General features: G+C 53.1%; 16 protein-coding genes. 2 read left to right on the forward strand and 14 right to left on the reverse strand.

Annotated elements, in window-relative coordinates; all coding sequences use genetic code 11:
- Nucleotides 1–76 precede the first annotated feature (76 nt).
- The 6 genes from K1558_RS05560 to K1558_RS05585 all read right to left on the reverse strand — a co-directional run bounded on the left by K1558_RS05560 (nucleotide 77) and on the right by K1558_RS05585 (nucleotide 8,571).
- Nucleotides 77–1,261: an NAD(P)-dependent malic enzyme gene (locus K1558_RS05560; protein WP_238650396.1), complete on the reverse strand. Its 1,185-nt coding sequence runs from the start codon at nucleotides 1,259–1,261 to the stop codon at nucleotides 77–79.
- A 270-nt stretch (nucleotides 1,262–1,531) separates the two neighbouring features.
- On the reverse strand, nucleotides 1,532–2,884 hold the full coding sequence (locus tag K1558_RS05565) for a 2-hydroxycarboxylate transporter family protein (protein WP_238650397.1): 1,353 nt from the start codon (nucleotides 2,882–2,884) through the stop codon (nucleotides 1,532–1,534).
- Between the two features lie 750 nt (nucleotides 2,885–3,634).
- The gene (locus K1558_RS05570) at nucleotides 3,635–4,342 is read right to left on the reverse strand and encodes a response regulator (RefSeq protein WP_238650398.1); all 708 of its coding nucleotides are present in this window, start codon (nucleotides 4,340–4,342) and stop codon (nucleotides 3,635–3,637) included.
- 298 nt (nucleotides 4,343–4,640) lie between these two features.
- On the reverse strand, nucleotides 4,641–6,239 hold the full coding sequence (dcuS, locus tag K1558_RS05575; protein ID WP_238650399.1) for a DcuS/MalK family sensor histidine kinase: 1,599 nt from the start codon (nucleotides 6,237–6,239) through the stop codon (nucleotides 4,641–4,643).
- 91 nt (nucleotides 6,240–6,330) lie between these two features.
- Nucleotides 6,331–7,920 carry a sensor domain-containing diguanylate cyclase gene (locus K1558_RS05580; RefSeq protein WP_238650400.1) on the reverse strand — a complete coding sequence of 530 codons (1,590 nt, stop codon included), beginning with the start codon at nucleotides 7,918–7,920 and terminating at the stop codon, nucleotides 6,331–6,333.
- A 93-nt stretch (nucleotides 7,921–8,013) separates the two neighbouring features.
- Nucleotides 8,014–8,571, reverse strand: coding sequence for a 5' nucleotidase, NT5C type (locus K1558_RS05585; protein WP_238650401.1), 558 nt, complete (start codon nucleotides 8,569–8,571; stop codon nucleotides 8,014–8,016).
- 216 nt (nucleotides 8,572–8,787) lie between these two features.
- On the opposite strand from K1558_RS05585, the gene K1558_RS05590 reads away from it, so the two are divergent.
- Together K1558_RS05590 and K1558_RS05595 are read left to right on the forward strand one after the other, a co-directional pair.
- Nucleotides 8,788–9,840, forward strand: coding sequence for an NAD-dependent epimerase/dehydratase family protein (locus K1558_RS05590; protein ID WP_238650402.1), 1,053 nt, complete (start codon nucleotides 8,788–8,790; stop codon nucleotides 9,838–9,840).
- A gap of 17 nt (nucleotides 9,841–9,857) precedes the next feature.
- Complete coding sequence (locus K1558_RS05595) at nucleotides 9,858–10,775, forward strand: FkbM family methyltransferase (protein WP_238650403.1); 918 nt, start codon at nucleotides 9,858–9,860, stop codon at nucleotides 10,773–10,775.
- A gap of 104 nt (nucleotides 10,776–10,879) precedes the next feature.
- Here K1558_RS05595 and K1558_RS05600 read toward each other — a convergent pair whose 3' ends face one another.
- From K1558_RS05600 to K1558_RS05635, 8 genes are all read right to left on the reverse strand, one after another.
- Complete coding sequence (locus K1558_RS05600) at nucleotides 10,880–11,029, reverse strand: lmo0937 family membrane protein (protein WP_238650404.1); 150 nt, start codon at nucleotides 11,027–11,029, stop codon at nucleotides 10,880–10,882.
- Between the two features lie 103 nt (nucleotides 11,030–11,132).
- On the reverse strand, nucleotides 11,133–13,916 hold the full coding sequence (locus K1558_RS05605; protein WP_238650405.1) for an alpha-mannosidase: 2,784 nt from the start codon (nucleotides 13,914–13,916) through the stop codon (nucleotides 11,133–11,135).
- Between the two features lie 15 nt (nucleotides 13,917–13,931).
- Nucleotides 13,932–14,753: a carbohydrate ABC transporter permease gene (locus K1558_RS05610; protein ID WP_238650406.1), complete on the reverse strand. Its 822-nt coding sequence runs from the start codon at nucleotides 14,751–14,753 to the stop codon at nucleotides 13,932–13,934.
- Nucleotides 14,754–14,774: 21 nt separating this feature from the next.
- Nucleotides 14,775–15,641, reverse strand: a complete 867-nt coding sequence (locus K1558_RS05615) for a carbohydrate ABC transporter permease (protein ID WP_238650407.1) — start codon at nucleotides 15,639–15,641, stop codon at nucleotides 14,775–14,777.
- Nucleotides 15,642–15,709: 68 nt separating this feature from the next.
- Nucleotides 15,710–17,092, reverse strand: coding sequence for an extracellular solute-binding protein (locus K1558_RS05620; RefSeq protein WP_238650408.1), 1,383 nt, complete (start codon nucleotides 17,090–17,092; stop codon nucleotides 15,710–15,712).
- 104 nt (nucleotides 17,093–17,196) lie between these two features.
- Nucleotides 17,197–18,489 carry a glycoside hydrolase family 125 protein gene (locus tag K1558_RS05625; RefSeq protein WP_420800407.1) on the reverse strand — a complete coding sequence of 431 codons (1,293 nt, stop codon included), beginning with the start codon at nucleotides 18,487–18,489 and terminating at the stop codon, nucleotides 17,197–17,199.
- 252 nt (nucleotides 18,490–18,741) lie between these two features.
- Entirely contained in the window at nucleotides 18,742–19,920 is a 1,179-nt protein-coding gene (locus K1558_RS05630; RefSeq protein WP_238650409.1) for a YncE family protein, read from the reverse strand.
- A gap of 232 nt (nucleotides 19,921–20,152) precedes the next feature.
- Complete coding sequence (locus tag K1558_RS05635; protein ID WP_238650410.1) at nucleotides 20,153–21,301, reverse strand: GntR family transcriptional regulator; 1,149 nt, start codon at nucleotides 21,299–21,301, stop codon at nucleotides 20,153–20,155.
- Nucleotides 21,302–21,441: the final 140 nt, after the last annotated feature.

The following is a 21,441-nucleotide window of genomic DNA, read 5'->3' on the forward strand; positions in this document are numbered from 1 at the left end:
GGCAGGCTCATCCGTGAGCCTGCCTTAAGTGTGCATATAGTGTGCTTGCTTATCTGTGTCTAAGTCCGTATCTGTATCAGTTAATGCCAACCATCAGGTTTTTGCGGGCTACGCCGCTTTTGAAGGCAGCTTCGGCTACAGCCATGCGGATTCTCTCGACCACGCGCGGATCGAAGGCATCGGGAATGATATAATTCTCATGCAGCTCGGCCGGGTCAATCACTGAGGAAATGGCCTCTGCTGCTGCCAGCTTCATATCGTCATTGATGTCTGTAGCCTCGCAGTCCAGCGCCCCTCTGAATATTCCCGGGAAGCACAGTACATTGTTAATCTGGTTCGGGAAGTCGGAGCGGCCAGTCGCCATCACTCTTACATGCGGCGCGGCAATCACAGGATCAATCTCCGGGGTCGGGTTCGCCATGGCGAACACAATCGGGTCTTTGGCCATGTTCAGCACATCTTCGAGCTTCAGCACATCCGGTGCAGAGACTCCGATGAAGACATCTGCACCCTTAATGACATCGGACAGACTTCCGATTTCCATATAAGGATTCGTAATCTGGGCATAATCGCTCCAGTGGCTGCGCTCATACTCGGCCAGCCGGTTGATTGCGCCTTCCCGGTCCACGCCAATCAGGTTCACGGCTCCGGCGTGCAGCAGCATTTTGGAGACAGAAATCCCTGCTGCACCGATGCCGTTAACTACAATCTTCACATCCTTAATATCCTTGCCGCAGACCTTCAGCGCGTTCAACAGTCCGGCCGTGACCACAATCGCCGTCCCGTGCTGGTCATCATGGAAGACCGGAATGTCCAGCTCCGCTCTCAGCCGGCTCTCGATCTCGAAGCAGCGCGGGGAGGAGATATCCTCCAGGTTAATGCCGCCGAAGGTTGGGGCCAGCGCCTTAACAATGGCAATAATCTCTTCCGTGCTCTTGGTGTCCAGGCAGATCGGCACAGCGTCCACATCCGCAAACTGCTTGAAGAGTGCCGCTTTACCTTCCATTACCGGCATGGCCGCCTTCGGGCCGATGTCGCCAAGTCCCAGCACAGCGGTTCCGTCGGATACGACAGCTACCGTATTTTTTTTCGTGGTAAGCTCATACGCCTGTGCCTGATCCTGGGCAATTGCCTGGCAGACCTTCGCTACTCCCGGGGTGTATACCTTGGACAGGTCTTCTTTGGACCGGATCGGGTTCTTCAGAGTTGTCTCCAGCTTGCCGCCCTTGTGCAGCAGCATGATTTCTTCTAATAATTCCATGATGATCTCCTCCGTTCAACTGGTTCACCGCTAGTTCCATATTTCACTTATCTTCATTATATTCATCGGAGCTTCCGGCATACGGAACCCTTCCAGGCCCGCTTGCAGCCCCTCAACTCTTCGTTTTCTATGCTTCTGTAGTCATTCTCCGCGATAATGAACCGATTGGCAATACAAAAGCTGACATCTGCGAATTGTCCATGATTTAGACACGATTGAAGGCGATTTCATGTGATTCAAGTGAATCGTCTGCTGCTGAGACGCGCCTGCTTAGCCGCCCCATACAGCGATGAGCAGCGTGGCTACTACCACCGTAATTGCTCCGCCGATCCGGGTGGAAATCTGTGCGAATGGCATCAGCTCCATGCGACCGGAGGCCGACAGAATCGCTACATCGCCAGTTCCGCCGAGGCCGCCGCGGCATCCGGTGACAATCGCCGCTTCGACCGGATACATGTTGACCCATTTGCCGGTAAAGTAACCGGTGATGGTCATCGCCACAATCACGGTAGCACAGACAATAATATAAGGAAGCGAGATCAGGGCCGCGACATCCTTCAGCGGAATGTACAGCATCCCGAGGCCAACCATCAGCGGCCAGGTTAAAGTACCGGAGACCAGCTTGTAGAGCTGATAAGCACCCTGTTCAATTTTGGCAGGCAGCAGCTTCGAAATCTTCAGCAGCGCCGCTGCAAAGATCATCAGGATCGGTCCGGGAATGCCGACGAACGGCGACAGCAGATGTCCGGTGATGAACAAGCCGCAGGCGAACAGCAAGCCCGCACCCATCAGCAGGAAGTCAGGCTTCATGCTGTCATACGTGCTGCCGGCCAGCTTCTGGCCGTCCTTCGCCTTCACGAGTACACCGTTACCGGTGATGGACGGATTTTTGTCAGCCATCCGCTTAAGCAGCCCTGCACCGATAATCGCAAACACGTTGCCGATGACCGCCGCCGGAATCATCTGCGCTACATATGAACCGGATTCGCCGCCAAGAATCTGCGAGAATGCGATGGACAGCGGGAGAATCCCTTCACCGACGCCGCCGCCGATAATTGGCACGATGATGTAGAACAACGTCCGGTGTGCGCTGTAGCCGAGCAGCATTCCTACGCCCATGCCCGCAGCTACGGCGGCGATCGTTCCGGCCATCATCGGAATGAAGATGCGGATGAATCCGTTGATAAGCGTGGTTCGGTTCATCCCCGTAATGCTTCCGGCTACCAGAATCGAGATGTACAGGTAGAGGAAGTTCGATGTCTTCATCAGCGTGTTGACCGATTCGAGCACCGAAGGGTCGAGCACATTCCAGAACACCAGGAACGATGGAATCATCAACGAGAGGATCGCCGGACCGCCGATATTCTTGAGAATGGGAAGCTTGAAGCCGAGATCGCTTAGCAGTACCCCGAGTACAATAATGACTGCAAAGCCGCCGATCATATCATTTGGCAGTTCACCTAACACCGATGCCGCAAAAATGATGAGTGCAAAGACCACATACAGCGGGAGCGGAATGACCCCCACCTTCAAGTGCAGGACCTTCTGGACGAAGCTTTGCTCAGCTTCCGGTTGAACCTGCTGCTCCGGTACTGACAGTGGAGCCTGAATTGCTTTTTGCATATTAACCTAACCTCCTTAACTCTTCTACACACTCATCATAGCGGCTTTGAAAGCGCTTTTGTTTTTATGAAAGTAATAAAGGGGTTTTGTAAATTATTAAAGTAAGCGCTATCTTTGGGCTGGGGATTCTGCCATATTGTAGACACAACTTGGCCGGACGGGCTGGGTTTAGGTTGCTCTATCGGTGGGATTCGGCGGACTATTGGCGGGATTGGGGCGATTAGGAGGCGGCGGATCTTTGCGCCGACTTTCGCCGGATTCGGGTGCACTAGTGCTCCTCATTCCGGGCTCCGGCCGACTTTCGCCGGATTCAGGTGCATTAGTGCACCACATTCTAACCTTCTGCCGCTCCCAATACACCACTTAGCTCATTTCCAGCCCCAGCAAAGGGACTTCTCCCTCTCATTTAGCCACTTAGCTCACTTCCAGCCAAATCAAAGGGATTTATCCCTCTCCTCCCACCACTTATCCTATTTCCCTGCCAAACCAAAAGGACTTCTCCCTCTCCTCCCACACATTAGCCCATCTCCAGCCATTCAAAGCCAGTTTGTCTAATTCGAGCTATGAACACAGGTTGAGGATTTCGCCATTCTCCGCAACGCAAAAAAGCCCACCGCAACATTCGCAGTGGAGCTTGGCCTCGGATTGTCCAGGCCTATTCAGGCCTGTTCAACCCTGATCCATTCTGGTTCACATATGGTACAGCCTCGCCCAGAGTTCCCTTCACTCTTCCTCACCCGCCAGCAGCCGCTACAGATACTTACTGATCAGCCCTTTGCCGTTGGGGGCGATGCGGTATTTCTGCACCGGGCGGCCGATGCTGCCGTAGACGAGGTCCATCTCCAGTGCGCCCATCTCGGTCAGTCCGACCAGATACTTGCCGGCCGAGACGCGGGAGATGCCGGAGACGGCCGAGATGTCCTCGGCGGAGAACAGCTCGCTGCCGCAGGCCTCCACAGCCCGCCAGATCGTCTGCAGCGTCTGGCGGGTGAAGCCCTTCGCCAGCTCGGGCACAGCAGTCCGCTCCTGCTTGAATCGCGCCAGCTTGTCCAGCTCAGACTGTTTTAGCCGCTCCTGGGTGCGGAACAGCCGGTTCTGCTCTCGGTAGCCGTTTAGTGCAGCGCGGAACCTCGGGAACTCGAACGGCTTGATCAGGTAGTCCACCGCCCCGTTCTGGAGCGCTTCCTGGATGCTCTCCTTGTCGCTCGCCGCCGAGATCACAATGACATCAATCTTGATGCCCCGCCGCCGGATCTCGGACAGCAGCTCCAGGCCGTTGCTCTCTTTCATGTAGATGTCCAGCAGAATCAGGTCATACGCCTGCTCCTCCAGCATCTCCAGCACTTCCTCCGCAGAGCTGGCCCAGCCATCCGCCCGGAAGCCCTCCACCTGCTGAAGGTAGAATTTGTTCATCTCCGACACCATGGGATCATCTTCAACAATAAGTACTTTGATCATATTGGCTTATCATCACTCTTCATGGGCTCTCCACCCTTTTCATTGATTATCCTTACTATGTAGATTGACTTGTATGCTTTCTGTTAAGGTTTAGCCGTGACTCCAGAGAATGTTTGGACTTTCGGCCGCTGTTGTCCCCAGATTTCTCGATTTAAACCGCTGTTCGCGGATGAAATCCGGTGACAAAGGCGGACGCTACCGCTCCTACAGTTCCAAAATTCCCCTCCGCCACTTTTCCCTTTCCAACTTTCAAGTTCAATCGATATAGTCATCATTCTCACATGCTTCATGAATTATCTTAACTCTTCGCCCGATAAGGAAGCTGCACCGTGAATTCGGTGCCTTCCCCTTCCCGGCTGTCATACGTAATCGTTCCGCCCAGCTTGGCGACACTACGTTGCACCAGATACAGCCCAACGCCACGGTCGCCGCCTTTGGTCGAATAGCCCTGCTCATACAGGTGCGCTCCGTCCTCCGCAGAGATCCCTGGACCGTTATCGCTGACCTGGAAGGTCAGCCGGTTATCCTCATAACAGAATCCCAGCCCGATCTGCTTATTCTCCGCCCCTTGCAGCGCCTCCAGTGCATTATCCAGCAGATTGCCCGCGATCGTGACCAGCTCCCGCGAGACCTCGTGATCCGCACATTCCGGCAGCACGCCTTCCTCACGAATGACCAGCCGCACATCCGCCTCCCGGATTCTGCTGAGCTTGCCGAGCAGGAAGCCGACCATCACCGGGTCCTTGACCTGCCGGACAACAGAGTCGGCTTCCGTCCGTATGCTCTGGAGCGTATCGGTCAGATATTCCTCCAGCCGGTCGTAGCTGCGCATCGTGTTCAGCCCCATAATCACATGCAGCTTGTTCATGAATTCATGGGTCTGGGCACGCAGCGCCTCTGCATACAGCGAGATGCCGGAGAGACGCTCCATCAGAATGGTAATCTCGGTCTTGTCGCGGAACGTGGCAATGGCACCTTCGATAATCCCGTTCACCCGCAAAGGCACCACATTGACCAGCAGCGTAATCCCGCTCTGCTCCACTTCCTTGTCCTGCAAGGCTTCCCCGTTCTCCAGCACCTTCTCCATCCGCAGCAGAGGCCAGAGCTGTCCCACCGGCTTGCCCAGCGGGTCCTGGCATAAGCCTACACTGCCCATCAGCCTTCGGGCCTCGGCGTTGACCAGCGTCACCCGGGATTCCCGGTCTATGGCCAGGATGCCCTCCTTGGTGGATTGCAGCATCGCACTGCGCTCCTCCAGCAGCTTGGCGATTTCGCCCGGCTCCATACCGAACATCATCCGCTTGAATTTGCGGGCCAGCAATACCGCTCCCAAGGTCCCCATCAGTCCGCCCATGAGGATGCCCGAGTAGATGATCCACCGGTTCTGCTGCACCGCGGAACGGACACTGCTGAGCGAGATGCCTACAGCGACTGCGCCGACCTGCGCACCGTCCGGGGCGAAGATCGGTGAGAACGCTCTCACAGAATATCCGAGCGAGCCCTCGGCCACAGACACGGTCTCTTTACCATGCAGCGCCTCCGTCTCATCCCCGCCCATGAAATGCTTGCCGATCAGCCCCGGATCAGGGTGGGAGCGGCGAATCCCCTGCATGTCCATCACCACCACGAACTGGACGTCATTAATCGCACTGATATCCATCGCATACCGCTGAATGCTGCCGAAATCCGCAGGTTCCCGCAGCCCGTCCACCACCATTGGCGTCCGTGAGACGGTGCGGGCAATCGTAATCGCCTTATTCTCCAGCGAGGCCTGCGCTTCACGGGAGAACCTCATGCCGAACATCACATACACAATGACCAGCACCAGGACAACGATCAGGCAGATCATCAGCGTGATGGTGGTCTGAAGGCGCAATCTTTTATGGCCAATTCTCACAATGCTCCACCTTCAAGAAATTTTCTAGATTATAACGTAAAAGCTGCCAAAGCGCGATACCTCCCGCCTCAATGCCACAAATCCTCCCCATCTATTCTGCAACAACCGTCTTGTTCCGGCCGCTGCTCTTCGCCAGATACAGCGCCTGATCCGCCTTCTCCAGCAATCCTTCCAGATCATTGGCATGGGTAGGGTAATGGGCAATTCCCTGGGACACGGTCAGCGTGCCCGCAGAGGGAGCGTGGCTGTGCTCGACCGCACGGCGGATTCTCTCGCCTACACTCAGGGCTTCTGCAGGCATCGTTCTGGCCAGAAGAATAACGAATTCCTCGCCGCCGTAGCGGTAACAGACATCCTCCGGGCGCAGTGAAGCGACGACGACCCGGACCACATGCTTCAGGACCTCATCCCCGGCATTATGGCCGTAGGTATCGTTCACCAGCTTGAACTTGTCAACATCCAGCATCACGACTGAGAACGGGACTCCCGAGTCCATCCACTGATGAATCGTATGCTCAAGGGAGCGGCGGTTCATCAGCCCGGTCAGCACATCCGTCGAGGCTTCGTGGGTTAACTGGTCGGTCTGCTGCTGAATATTCGAGAGGGCCAGCTTCACCCCGTCCGTCAGCAGATAAGCCTCCCGGCTCCAATATTTCTGCGAATCCTGCATTTCAATCTTCTCCTTGCCCATCCGGCTGACCACATCCGCCAGATAGACGAAGGGCCGCGTGAATTTGCGGACCAGCAGAATAACACCGAGCAGCAGGACGGCAAAAGGCAGCGAGGAATACCCGACCAGAATACGGATATGGCCGATCAGCTCATGATGAATCTGGCTGACCGGCGAGACTACTACGACTCCCCAGCCGTTGGCCGGCACGCTGGAGTAGCCTGCAAGCATATCAATTCCCCGGGTATTGCGGACGGGCATATTCCCGCTTTGCTTCTGTATCAGCTGCTGTACCGCCTTATTGCTGCTGACATCCTTGCCGATCAGCTGCTTGTCGGGGTGATACACCAGATGCCCTGCCGAATCCACAATGTAATAATAAGCCCCGGTATCCGCCACCTGGCCGTTATCAAAAATCTTGGAGAGGATATTATTCTCTTGAAGATAAATCGTACCGCTCAACATGCCAAGATATGTACCCGCAGAGCTTAGGATCGGCTGGCTCAAAAACACGATTAACCGCTTGGTATTTGCAGTGAGGTAAGGGGAGGAAATATACGGCTTGCGGAGTGCCAGCGCTTCCTTGCTGTTACTGGAAGTGACATGCTTACCGGTCGTGCCCAGGCTGGCAGGAGATACATTGCGGACCAGCCCGCTGGACTCAACGATGGTAATTGAATTGAAGAAGTTGCTGCTGCTGCGCATCAGATCCAGTGATTCATTCACTTCCTCCGGCGCCATGGCTTCAATATCCGCCAACCGCCCGGCATTGTACTTCAAGCTGCTGCGCATGGACACAAATAAAGAATCCATCGTCCTCGACATCCGGTCGGCGTTCACATAATTGAGACGGAGCGTGGTCTCTGTCAAGGACTCCTTCTTTGACTCATACGAGCCAAGCAGGAGAATACTTGAAGTTAACAGAATCACCAAAGTTACCATGCCGGTCAGCAGCGTGGTCAGGCTCAGCTTCCGGCTATGACGAAACGCTCTTTTTAACAGTCTGTACAATACTGCGGTCCTCCTTGGTGCCCCGTAAGCATAATGCCTTAATCATACAGCAAATAGTGATAATGTTCGACACCGGATGTACCGCAGAAGGTGCTAGACCTGCAGCATCTCATCCACCCGTTCCTTGGCTCCCTGCCAGGAAGTCATCAGCGGAAAAGCATACTCCTCCCGTGCCCGCAGGTTCCAGGGATGCGGAATGCACAGCACCTTCCTTCCGGCCTGCACGGCGGGCAGCAGGTTATGCGGACCGTCATCAATCAGCAGATCGTAAGCGATCAGATGCTTGCGCCGCGCGGTGAAGAAATTCTCAGGCGGGATATAGGGCATATGCTTTTGCAGCCAGTTCCATTTCTCCCCCACCGACTTCGGTGAAGCCGCCGTCACAATAATCACATCATACGCATGGTGAAGCTTCTCCATCTCCTCTACTACATATTCATCAAACAGCTCTAGTTCTTCATACAATCCCGGTCTCCCGAAAAAGAGCTCCATCGTGCTGTCCGGGTGCCGCAGGTGGTCTGTGTTCCAGTCCGTCATATCCTCGTACCGAAGCGGATGCGTAGGAAAATCAATATTATTGTGGTAGATCGCCCGTTTGACGAGATGGCAGATGGTATCGTCCATATCCACGGCGATGATCGGTTTACGCATTGCTTGTCCTCCAAAATGCATTTTCATCCATTATAGGCATCTGCGGGATGGGTGTCCAGACTGTGGGGCAATATGAGCTTTGCTTCAACTGCTTGCTGCACCAAATCCGCGAAGTCCACCTTTTCATATTCCGCTAAACCATTCATATACTATTACTGAAAGAAAGATGGTACCGGTTTTATCGCTGGCAGCACGAAAAGGAGGTAATCCAGCCTAATGAATCATTCTGTCATCGAGGAGGATCTCGAAGCAATTCTTGACAGCAAATTACCCTGGCAAGAACTCTCGGGCTGCACAGTACTTATTACTGGGGCAAGCGGCCTGATTCCCTCCTATATGGTGGACACCTGCATGGCCTTGAACAGGCGACGGCTGCTGGACTCTCCGGTGCATGTCCTTGTGCTGGTAAGAAATGAAGCGGCAGCCAGAGGCAGGTTTGCCCTGTATCGGAATAACCCCCATCTGGAATTTCTGGTTCAGGATGTCTGTGAACCGTTAAGCTGGCCCGGGCAAGTGGATTTTATTATCCATGCTGCCAGCCAGGCAAGTCCTAAATACTACAGCACCGATCCGGTAGGCACCTTATCTGCCAATGTGATGGGAACCCTTAATTTGCTTAAGCTTGCAGTGGAGAAGCAGGTGCAATCGATGCTTTTCTTAAGCTCGGGTGAAATATACGGACAGGTACCGGATGCCTTTATTCCCACCAAAGAGGAGGATTGGGGTCATGTCAACCCCATGAGCGTCCGCTCCTGCTATGCGGAGAGCAAGCGAATGGCTGAAACCATGTGCATATCCTGGCATCATCAATATGGCGTTCCTGTGAAGGTTGTGCGTCCTTATCATACTTACGGGCCGGGAATGAAACTGGATGACGGGCGGGTCTTCGCGGACTTCGTCGGCAATATTCTGAACCGCCAAGACATTGTAATGACTAGTGAAGGGACTGCAATACGCGCCTTTTGTTACCTCGCCGATGCCACTGCAGGTTTTTTCACCGTGCTTCTGAATGGCGAGAGCGGCGAAGCCTATAATATTGGAAATCCCGACGGGGCAGTCAGCATCTCTGAGCTTGCCTCGACCCTGGTAAGCCTATTCCCTGAGTATGGACTGAAGGTAGTAAGATCGACTCCCTCTGGCCAGTACGTTCCCAGTAAGATCGATAAGAATATTCCGGATATCACCAAGGCGATGAAGCTCGGCTGGCGTCCTTCGACAGGAATAACGGCTGGTTTCTCAAGAACAATTAGAAGTTATTCTGTTAATTAAAGAAAGGAAGGTACGATATGCCAACACCGCTATTCTCAGAAAAACAAGCATTTCTCCAAGGAAGTTTCGCCAAGCCCGAATTTATTACTACCATGCATGAGAGATATCACCAGCTCTTATTTGCCTATAGCCATTACCTAAAGGAGACCGATATTGCCAGAATTGAAATCATAGACGACAGTGTCATTATGGTCACCAGACAGCATGGCTTCAAGCTATTATGCAATCCCCAAGATCAGAGAACCGTCCCCATTGAAATCCTTAATTTTGGCGCATACGAGCAGGAAGAACTGGAATGTATCTTCAACCTTTTAACTTCGGCCTCAGTCATCCTGGATATAGGAGCTAATTGTGGATATTACTCACTGCATCTGGCACGGCATTACCCGCTCAGCAAGGTGTATTCCTTCGAACCTATCCCTGCCACCTTCGAGAATTTGCAGAAGAATCTGGAATTAAACCATGTTTCCAATGTGACAGCTTATAATATAGGACTCTCCGACAAGGCAGGTACACTTCCTGTCTATTTCTATAAACAAGGGTCAGGCAACAGTTCATTGCAAAATTTATCCAACGGTGAGGAGGTCGTGCAAGTTGATTGCGAATTCCGTACTTTGGATTCTTATATCGAACAAATACCGGAGCAGATTGATTTCATTAAATGCGATGTGGAAGGCGCCGAGCTGCTCGTTCTGGAGGGTGGACTTGACATAATCAGTAAGCACAAGCCGATCCTGCTGTTTGAGCTGCTGCGCAAGTGGGCCGCCAAATTCAACTATCACCCTAATGATGTTCTGCAAATTCTGGAAAAGCTTGATTACCGCTGCTTCGCGGTGGATTCTGGACAAATTACTCCTATTGAAAAAATAGAGGATCATACAAGGCAAACCAATTTTGTGTTTCTGCACAGGGATAAACATGCTGATAAATTCTAATTTTTGCAGGCAAAGCATTTAAACACCTTGAAAAAGCACGCCTCATCCTTTGCGGGAGAGCGCGTGCTTTTTCTATACGCTTGAATCAAAGTAAATTAAAATCGTTATGATCTTCGAGATCTGCCTTTAAACAGGTTAACCACGAACAGCACCGCTGCCACGAACAGCAGCAGATGGATCAGGTTGCCCATGAAGTTAAAGATGACGCCGAACAGCCAGATTGCCACTACGAGTCCAATGAGTCCCCACAGCATAAGATGTACCACCTTTCTCCTCTGGGTTGTTTGACTTTATTTTACCCGTGTAGAGACGGAATCAAACGGCTGCCCCCGGAGATGGCTTAATTAGGTCGGACTCCTACTTCTCCAACTGGTACACCTGTGTGACGATCTTGTAGCCTTCCACATTCTGCTCCGCTGCCGCAAGCTTCGAGACACGGCGCTCCAGCACATCGCTCTCATAGACAGCCTCTGCGCTGAAGGCAGGCTCAACCTTCAGCTTTGCCGGCTCCCCGCCCAGATTGTACCAGCGGGTCACGAGGTCGCCTGTCTCCTCAGCCATCTTCAAGGTCGAGAAGGCCAGCGGAGAAGCATCAGAGTTCCAGCTTAACCATTGCCCGGATACCGGCAGGCTCACTCCGCCTGAATGCGGACGTCCATTCACGGCCGGAACGCGAGTTGCCGGGCCTTGCGTCTGGAGGACCGTCCACGGAATCTGGTACTGGTAGGCCTGTGCATAGGCACCGGATACCGCACCGTCACCCGTATAAGGGATGATCGCATATTCTACCGTTTGCTCTCCCAGGCACTGTGCCTCCGGCGTCTCGAACACGCCCCAATCCCCCAGCTCAGAGGATGAGCGCAGCAGGGTTACGGCAATGGTGTTTTTGCCGTCCAGCAGCACTTCATACTCATTCAATCCCTTGTTCGCAACGGCAAGTCCATGGACTCCGTCCGCTACGCTGACGAAGACCTGCTGATGCTGGGCGTTGCTTGGATTGACCCATTCCGCCGCAGGCCGGTTATTGCGTCTGGCCACCTCGAACACAGAATCAGCATAGTGGTGATCTGCTTCAAGACCTGTAGGGAACAAGGCTCTGAGCCGCTGATCCTTGGCCTGATTGTTGAAGCTGGTGCTTACCTGTACCATTCCGCTTCCAGCTTCCAGGGTATATTGCGTGGTCAACACAAGCGGCACCATCTGAGCCGAACGCTGCGCTGTCCGCTCCGTGAACGGAACCATCTGCCGCTTCTCGGTGAGGAAGGTCTCATCTGCACTGGCCGGAACCTCCCAGCGCAGCACCGTCTCCATCACCACACGCGCCGGGGACTGCTCCTTGACTGTAATCTCCGCCGTCAAGCCTTCGGTGGTCAATACCCCGCTGCCTTCGGGCTGGCGGTACACATACTCATTCCCGATGTCACCGGTATTCTCGTAGGCATTCAGTCCGGCATAGACCGCACCTGACTGCTTATCTGTAACGGTCACGGTACCGTTGTCCGCAACGGCCACGATCAGCTTGGCATTCTCCATCGTATTGCCTTGTACACTTACACTATCCAGCACGGCTGCTTCCGCACCGGCGGCAGCGGCCGCGGGAACCAATGCATACGTACGGTAACCTAGCGCAGCCACATCCGCTGCCGGGAAGGTTACGCGGACCTTGCGCGCCATATAAGGCTGGCGGAAGCGGTCCTTGGGCAGCTCATATCCGAAGTGAACCCCAAGATCCTCAAGACGGGCCGGGTACAGCTTGCCCGCTTCGTCCATAACCTGCCATTCGCCCAGCGGCTCCTGCGCAAGTGCTCTGGCCAGAGTCTGCGGATTAGGTCCCTCAGGGAAGTATTTCTTGACCTTAATCAGCTCCACCGTAACCGTTCCGGTTCTGGACCAGCCGCTGGTGTTAAATACGGTGAACGGAACTGCTTCCGGTCCCCACGCCGCTACTGCGGCCACATCTATGGCTTCCGTAAGTGCAGAAGCACTCTGGGCGGCAATCGCCTCAGCCATCTGGCTGCTCTTGGCGAACCGGGTCACCATCTCGCGGTGCACCTCATCCACGCTGCAGCCGCAGATGCTGTCATGCGGATGATTCTGCATTAAGGTCTTCCACGCATAGGTCAGCAGAGCATGCGGATAGGTCTGCACTCCGGCCAGCGCAGCGAACGCCGCCAGTGGCTCAGCCACCTTTTCCAGCAAGGTCTGGCCGGATTGGTTCAATTGCTTCAGATACACCCGCGAGGAGGCCGTGTTGACCAGTGTGCCCCATCCATCCGTATGCTGGCTGCGCAGCTCCCCTTCCACCGTCACCAGATCACCGGGAAGACTACCTTCCAGTGCCTTCAAGTAATCATCGAAATTGGAGTGCACGAACTCCACATCGGGATACAAATCAGAGGCTGTGCGGATCGCCTCGGACAGATCGGTCTGAATCGGCTGGTGATCGCAGCCGTTCATGAACAGCAGATGCGGAGTAGAAGCGAATTTCTCGGCATCCGCAAGATTCTTGTCCCAGTATGCCTTGGCGGCAATTGGATCTGCCGGAACCTCCATACCGTTGCAGTACCAGTTGGCGAACAGCACACCCAGTACCTCCGAGCCGTCCGGGGAACGCCAGATCATCTCGGAATAAGGAGACTCGTAGGTATCGTTCTCGCTGACTTCATTATTGAAGCCTGTCGGCTTCACGCCGCGTCCGAAGATAGCATTCGTAATTCCGGCCTGCTGAAGTATCTGCGGTGCCTGCCCCATATTGCCGAAGGAATCGGGGAAATAGCCGGTTTTGGAGATGATCCCGAAGGGTCTGGCATCCATATGCCCGATCAGCAGGTTGCGCAGATTCGCCTCCCCGCTGGTCAGGAACTCGTCCTGGAGCACGTACCACGGACCGAAATGAATGCGCCCTTCCCGGATATAGCGGTCCAGCCGCTCTCTCTGCTCCGGGCGGACCTGGAGATAATCCTCGCGGATGATGGTCTGTCCGTCCAGGTGGAAATAGCGGTAATCCGGATCTTGGTCCAGTGTGTCGAGCAGCTTATCCATCAGTTCAATTAATAAGAGATGATGATGTTCATAAGGCATATACCATTCACGGTCCCAGTGGGTGTGCGAGATGATATGTGCGGTTGTGCGCTTAGCCATGTAGGTAACCCTCCATTATCCTTTTGTCGCTCCGCCCATGCTGAATCCCTTGGACATATACCGCTGGGAGAACATATACAGCACTACGGAAGGCATCGTGTAGAGTAGTGAGAAGGCAGCGAGTCTGCCATATTCGACCATGCCGTGGCTGCCGAAGAATTGATAGATGGTAACGGATGCCGGCAGCTTCTCCGGTGTCTGGAGCAGGATATACGGCACGAAGAAGTTGCCCCAGCTTCCTGAGAAGGTGAAAATTGCAATCGTCGCGATCCCCGGCAGCATCAGCGGAGCCACGATTCTCCGCAAGCCGCCCCAGACGGAGGCGCCGTCAATCCAGGCCGCTTCCTCCAGGTCAATCGGCACGGAGTCCATGAAGCTCTTCATCATCCAGATCCCGTAGGGCAGGGAGGAGGAAGTGAGGAAGAGCATGGTTGCGAAGATTGAGTTCTGCAATTTGAAGAACAGGAACATCTGGAATACCGGAACCATAACCGCCGTAATCGGCAGAGCCGTCATGAAGAGGATGCTGAGCAGGAAGCTTTTTTTGAAGCGCATCTCATAACGGGATAACGGGTACGCAGCCAGTACGGAGGCAAGCACAACAAGGGTTGCCTGACCTCCGGAGAGGATGATCCCTACGCCGAACGAGCGCAGATTGCCGCTGTCTCCGAGCACTGCCGAGAAGTTATCCAGCGTGAAATTGGGGAATTTAATACCCTGCTGGGCATTTGTATCAAACGAAGCGAGCAGAATCCAGAATAACGGCAGCAGGAAGCAGAGTCCCAGAACGGCCAGAATCCCGTATTGGATATTACGTTGAAGCCTATGCTTGACCACAGTGATGCACCTCCTTCAGGGTTAGACCTTGACTTTCATGGATTTCATATAGAACAAGCTTGCAACAATCCCGATCACCAGCAGCACGAGTGAGATCGCGGTGCCGTATCCGAACTGATAATTGACGAAGGCCTGATTGTACATAAATACCGGCAAGGTCTGAGTGGCCGTTCCCGGGCCCCCTCCGGTCATGGTATAGATCAGAGTGAACACGCCCAGGGTTTGCAGCGTGACGAGCATCATGTTGGTGACGATCGAGCCTTTTACCATAGGAATAGTAATGTAACTCAGAATCTTGAAGTTGCTTGCCCCGTCAATCGTGGCGGCCTCCTCAATATCCTTAGGAATCTCATCCAGTGCAGATTGATAGACCATCATCGAGAACGCGGTGCCGTGCCAGATGTTGGCAATGATGACACTCACCATCGGGAAGCTGAACAGCCAGGAGACCGGGCTAATGCCGAACCAGCCGATGATCTGATTCAAGGTCCCGTTATCACTGAAGAATGCTACCATACAGAAGGCGACAACGATCTCCGGTGTCACCCAGCCCGCAATGACGATAATGCCGATGATCCGGCGGAAGGTAACATTCTTCTCTTTCATTAATAAGGCCAGAATGAAGCCGAGCACAACCTGCCCGATGACCGCTGAGAAAATCAGGAACACCAGCGTTCTCCAGACGCTGATCCGGAAATCCGGGTCCTGGAACATATTGGTGAAGTTCTGGAAGCCGATGAATTGCAAATTACGGGCGGCACTGCCCGTCAGAGCCATATTGGTGAAGGCGAAGCAAATGGTCAGAATAATCGGTACGATAAAGAATATCAGCAGCAGCAAGACAGAAGGCGTCAAAAATAAAAATGCGCCCCGTGACTTCCTTTTCATAGGTCACTCCCCCTCCAAATCCGAAAGAGGAGAATCGCTTCTCCTCTGCGCTCGAATTCTCAATTCCTCTATTTGACTTCTACTTTATCTTCGCCAAGGGCGCGGACTACATTATCCTTGAGCTGCTTCACAGCATCCTCCGGTGTCAGCTTGCCGGAAGCAATGCTCTCGACAATGCTCTGAAGCTGGGCGGATACGGTAGCGTACTCGTCATTGGCCGGGCGGAATTTCGCCACCTCCAGCAAGGCTTGCGCCTCGGCGGTATACGTACGGTCGGTATAGCCTGCTACGTCCACAGAATCATTACGCGGGCTCAGGTTCCCCTCGGCCATTACGCGTCCGGTTGCGTTCTCCTGATTCATCAGGAACTCCATGAATTTCCACGCGGCTTCCTTGTTCTGCGATTGTGCCGGAATCGACCAAGCCCAGCCGCCGGACATGGTGATCGCTCCAGGCTCTTGACCGTTCTGCGTCGGGAATGGCGCGAAGCCCATCTTGTCTGCTACATTCTCAATCGGTGCTGCACCGTTCTCGAACCAGGTCGAACCGGCCCAGCTTCCGTCTACGGCCATCGCCAGCTTACCTTGCGGGAATAGCTGCTGGAAGGCAATACTGCCGGCTTGTCCGTTCAGCGCTACCTGCATCGTCGGTCCTGTCTTATCTACATTGAATAGCTGATCAATGAATTTGAAGGAATCTAATAGTCCGGGACTGCTGACGACCCATTTCTTGGTCTCATCGTTGTAGAGCGTGTCGTTCGTGCCGTACAGAAGCATCTCCAGCGTCTGCATCGTTACGCCTTCACCGCTCGATTTGCCCACGATCATATTCAGCGGGGTTACGCCCGGCAGCTTATCCTTGATCGTGCGCGCTGCTTCCAGCACCTCATCCCAGGTAGCAGGCTTAAACGGTACCGGTAATCCCGCTTGTGCTAACAGCTCCTTGTTGTACCAGATGCCGCGTGTATCCGAGGTGGCAGGAATACCGTAGATTTTGCCGTCCTCACCGGTCACACCAGCCTTAAGATTCTCAATGAACTTGTCCTTCCAGTCACTCCAGCCCGCCACCTGTGTATCGAGCGGCTCCAGATATCCGGCGGCGGCATCCGATTTAATAATGGAGGTATCCTCGGCTACAATATCCGGCGCGGTATCGGGCGACTTCATCTGCAGGACGATCTTGGAGGTGTAATCCCCTTCACTGGCCAGCACCGGAGCGATCTTGATTTTGATATCCGGGTTGTCCGTTTCAAACTTCTCAATCAGGCCGGATTCAAAATATTTGGTCAATGTATCCTCTGAGCCCGACGAACGGAAGGTAATCGTGACCTCCTGCTTGCCTTCAGCTGCACCCGAACCGGAATCCGAATTGCCGCTTGAACAGGCTGTTGTCAACAGAAGAAGCGAAGCCATTGCCGCAGTCATTGAAACTTTGAGTTTATTTGCTTTCATTAGGTCTGTGCCCCTTTAGTATAGTTTCATAACGCTTTCATAAAAGCTTCAAGCGGAAACGGCTTTGCCGTCCTTGGAAGGACGGCACCGTTTCAGCGAGAATTCTACTTCACGATCCGCAATCCGCAGTAATCCATAATCAGCTCACTGAACAGCATATTCGACCAGGAGAACCATGGACGGGTAAATGCTGTAGCATCATCAACGGAGAAGCCTTCATGCGTCAGGCCTGTGCCGCCGTCCGTGTCCTGAATAAGCTGGAGCAAGCGTTCCTTCTCACTGCGCTCCGGCGACGTAAGTCCTTGCATCGACAAGGCGATGTGCCAGATATACCCCCTCGGGGTATGCGGACTGCCGATGCCTTCAGCGATTTGTCCTTTATAGTAATAAGGATTGTCTTCGCTGAGGATAAATCTCCGGGTGTTGCGGTACACCTCGTCATTCTCATCAGTGTAGCCGAGGTAAGGCAAGGACAGCAGGCTTGGCACATTGGCATCATCCATAAGATTATAGTGGCCCAGCCCATCCGTCTCATAAGCATAGATTCTCCCGTAGACCGGATGATTATAGATGCCATGCTCCTGAATCCCCTGATTAATCTCCTGGCCCAGCTTCTGTGCGGCCGCCGCAAGCTCCTGATCCCCGTAGATCTCTTGAGCGATCTCTTCCAGATAGCGCAGGACCACCACAGCGAACATATTGGACGGCACCAGATATCCATACTCACAGCAATCATCGCTTGGCCGGAAGCCGGACCAGGTCATCCCGGTGTAAGCCGTTTCACTGCCCTTGCCCTCCCGGGTCAAGGTATCGGTGAGTGGTGCATCGAGCCGCTGGAACGTATAGGGCGACTCTGTCTCATGATGCAGCTCCACCCTCCACAGCTTGAGGATTTCAAGCGCGGCCTTGCGGAAGGTCTCGTCGAACTGCGTAACGCAGCCGCTGTTCTTCCAGAGCAGATAGCTAAGCTGAATCGGATACGCCAGCGAATCAATCTCATACTTGCGTTCCCAGATCCACGGATTCATGTTGGTAATATCCGCTTGGTGTCCGTGGCCGTTCGCCTCTTCATTGAAGGCATTGGCATACGGATCGAGCAGAACGTAGTTAATCTGCCGCTTCACCAGACCCGCAATCATCGCTTCTATATTCGGGTCCTCTGCGGCAAGCAGCAGATACGGGCGAACCTGGGCGGCGGAATCACGGAGCCACATAGCTGGTATATCACCTGTTATAACGAAGGTGGTGCCATCCGCTTTGTGCGAAATAGTGGTGCCAATAGTATTGATAATGCAGTCCTCGAACATCTTTGACAGCTTGGAAGACTCTGGCAGCTGCCCCTTTACTTTGTCGATCAAATCATATACTGACTTGGGAATTTCATTCTTCAGCTTCAAGAGTGTATACTACACCTCCAAATGGTATATATCAGGATTTTAAACGCTTTCATCATAGTAAACAATTAATGATAATATGTCAATATATTATTGGTATATTTACATAGTCAAATGACCAATTGGTATATATAATATATTCAAAATAAATAATGAACAACAAAAAAAGCCCCCCCAATAATTCCTATTAGGGAGGCTCGTTATAGATTATACCGTTGTTCCAATTAAGCCAGGGAGTATTAGAGGAATGTGGAATTAGGAGGATTGATAGCTATAATCGCTGATCAGGTTACGCACCGTGATGTTAGTTCCTCCAATTGGGATCGCGGGTTTCATTTGACCCGTTCCCAGATCGATCGGACGTACCGAGTTGTTCGCCGCCACATAAGCCTTTTGATCTTCCCAGAAGGTCATGTCACCGACAGCATACAGCGGGTAAAACTGGGATTGCATATTGCCTGTATAGATGATTTGCAGACCGCCCGATGGGAGATCTGTGGGTTGAATGGTGACGGCGATCGCCTTTTCTGATGTTGCTAAACGGATTTTATCCTGGCCTTTATAGCTGGGGACTTCGAAGAAATTTTCATAGGTGATGTTTCTATCCGCATCAATCTCCAGATTCTTGAATACTTTCAGATAATCCTTATCTCTTCGTGTGGTACAGAACAACATTTTGTTGTGGTGCAGATAGAAGCCGGATACTGTATTATCCAGCAAGCTGATCGTGTCATACACTTCACCAACGGGCCGATCCTCTCGAATATAGTTCAGTATGCCGACGTTTCCGAGGGAGACCAGCGTGTGCGTATCCGGGTGAATAGTCAAGGGGTTGCGCGTCCCGTCAAAGGTGATGGTAATGTCATCTTCAAAGTCAAGACTATATACCTTGTCATCTTCTACGCCGATGGCGGCGACAAAATCACTTCCGTGGTCATTCTTGCAGGCAACATAGACAAAAGGACTGTTCTCAGTGACCGTAAAGGCGAAGGGTCTGCCTTGAACCCCCGGTTGCAAGGTGACAATAGGTACATTTTTGATTCTTTTCGTATTGAGATCAATAATCGTCACGCAGTGATCTCCGTAGTTGGCTACATAGGCTTTTTTACTGGTGGGTTCCACGGTGACAGCTACGGGCTTCGGAGCACTAGAAGTGCCAACCCTGCGATTCAAAACCGGTTTATAGTCATCCAGGCTATAGACGGTTAAGAAATTCGAGCGGTCATCCGTCACAAAAAGATTTTCCGAATAGTAATCCGTGCACATCGCGCTTGGACTGTAGCCTGTCGGAATCCGATAGATAATCTTATCTTGTAACGGATCAATCACAGCGACAGCTCCGGTTCCACTGTCGGTTACATAAGATGCATAGACGTAAGGATAGGTATTGAGGGAGCGTATATTCCTGCTGGATTTGGCCTGAAATTCATTCATGGATGAAATCCCCTTTCTTGCGGTTCAGGATGATGGACTTGCCGGGCCCGGCGGACAGACAACCGGACAGGCATGAGTACGAGTTCTGACTCCATGCCGTGTCAGGTTGTCTGCTATACGTTATGTCCGAGTCCTCGGGTCTGTTCAAGCCATATGTCCTGTGGAGACACAAAAAGGGCGGCTAACAAAAATACAGCCGTGCTAATAGACCACTTTTCGCTGCTCAGCCGGATCAGTCCTTGCGGACCGGTGCTGTTGATTGGCCCTTAATCAATTCAGCGGGTAAAAGAATCCGGGAAATGGACTGCTCGTTCCCTTGCATGTTGAACACGTTCTCATACGCCTGCTTGCCGATGCTGAACTGATTCTGGCGCATATGCGTGATCCGGCAGCCCTCATGCGGGTCCGGGCTGTCGAAGCAAATCAGGGACAAGTCTTCGGGAATCCGCAGCCCCAGCTTGCCCGCCGCCTCTTCGACCAGCAAGGCGATATTATATTCGGCTGCGAACAGCGCCGTGATCTGAGGATATTTCAGCAAATGCCGGGCCAGCTTGTCCACATCGCCAATCCGGGCCTCCGGGTCAAATACATTCGGCATGGTCGACGTGATCGTCTCCATCCATAGTTCACGGTTTACCAGCAGATTATGCTCCATATGCGCTTCGAGAATACCATCGATCCGTTCCTCTATTGCAGTCGTATTCGCTGGCGGCGGGGCAAGAAAGCCGATATGCCGGTGCCCCAGCCCGAAGAGATAGTGCGTGGCCTCCTTGGCCGCCTGTATATTATCGGTACTGACAGATGAAGCGGGAATCCCCTTCAGATACCGGTCAATCATCACGAACGGGAACTTCTGGATGACCAGCTTCAGAATCTCGGCACTGAAATATTCACCTTGCGCTGGGAAGATTATCAGCCCGTCCACCCCAAGCCCCAAGAGCTGTTGAATCGCCTGCTCCTCCAGCTCGGGAATCCCGAACGACCGCCGGACGATCAGAAATGCGTCATTCTCCCGCGAAGCTTCTTCCATCCCGTATATCAGCTCTGTGCCGTACATATCACTAAAGTGGGTAATCACCAGCCCGATAATCCGTTTCTTGCCCGTTGTCCGTACCGTCTGCGGAAGTTCAAACGGTTTCATGATTAAGGAATTCGCATCCGCTACGAATGATCCCCTGCCCGGCTGGCGGACAATCAGATTTTCATCCGCCAGCATTTTCAATGCTTTTTTGGAGGTAATCCGGCTCACCCCGAACTCACTGCAGAGCTCTTTCTCTGAGGGCACCCGTTCCCCGGCTTTATATTCATTCTTGTTGATCCGCTCGCGCAGCGTCTGAAAAATCTTCTCGTACATCGGCATCGAGCCTGAGTCGCCCGCCATGGTCAAGCACCTCCATTACCGCTTTCTCTCGGAAAGACATAACCTAATATACCATGTTATATTAGGATTGTGAAGGAACAAGAAACTTCCCACGCCCCGGATAGTTGGCCCCTCCTCCAAACATAATAAGGAGAACGCTA

It is taken from the genome of Paenibacillus piscarius (assembly GCF_022234545.1).
Lineage (GTDB): Bacteria > Bacillota > Bacilli > Paenibacillales > Paenibacillaceae > Paenibacillus_AQ > Paenibacillus_AQ piscarius.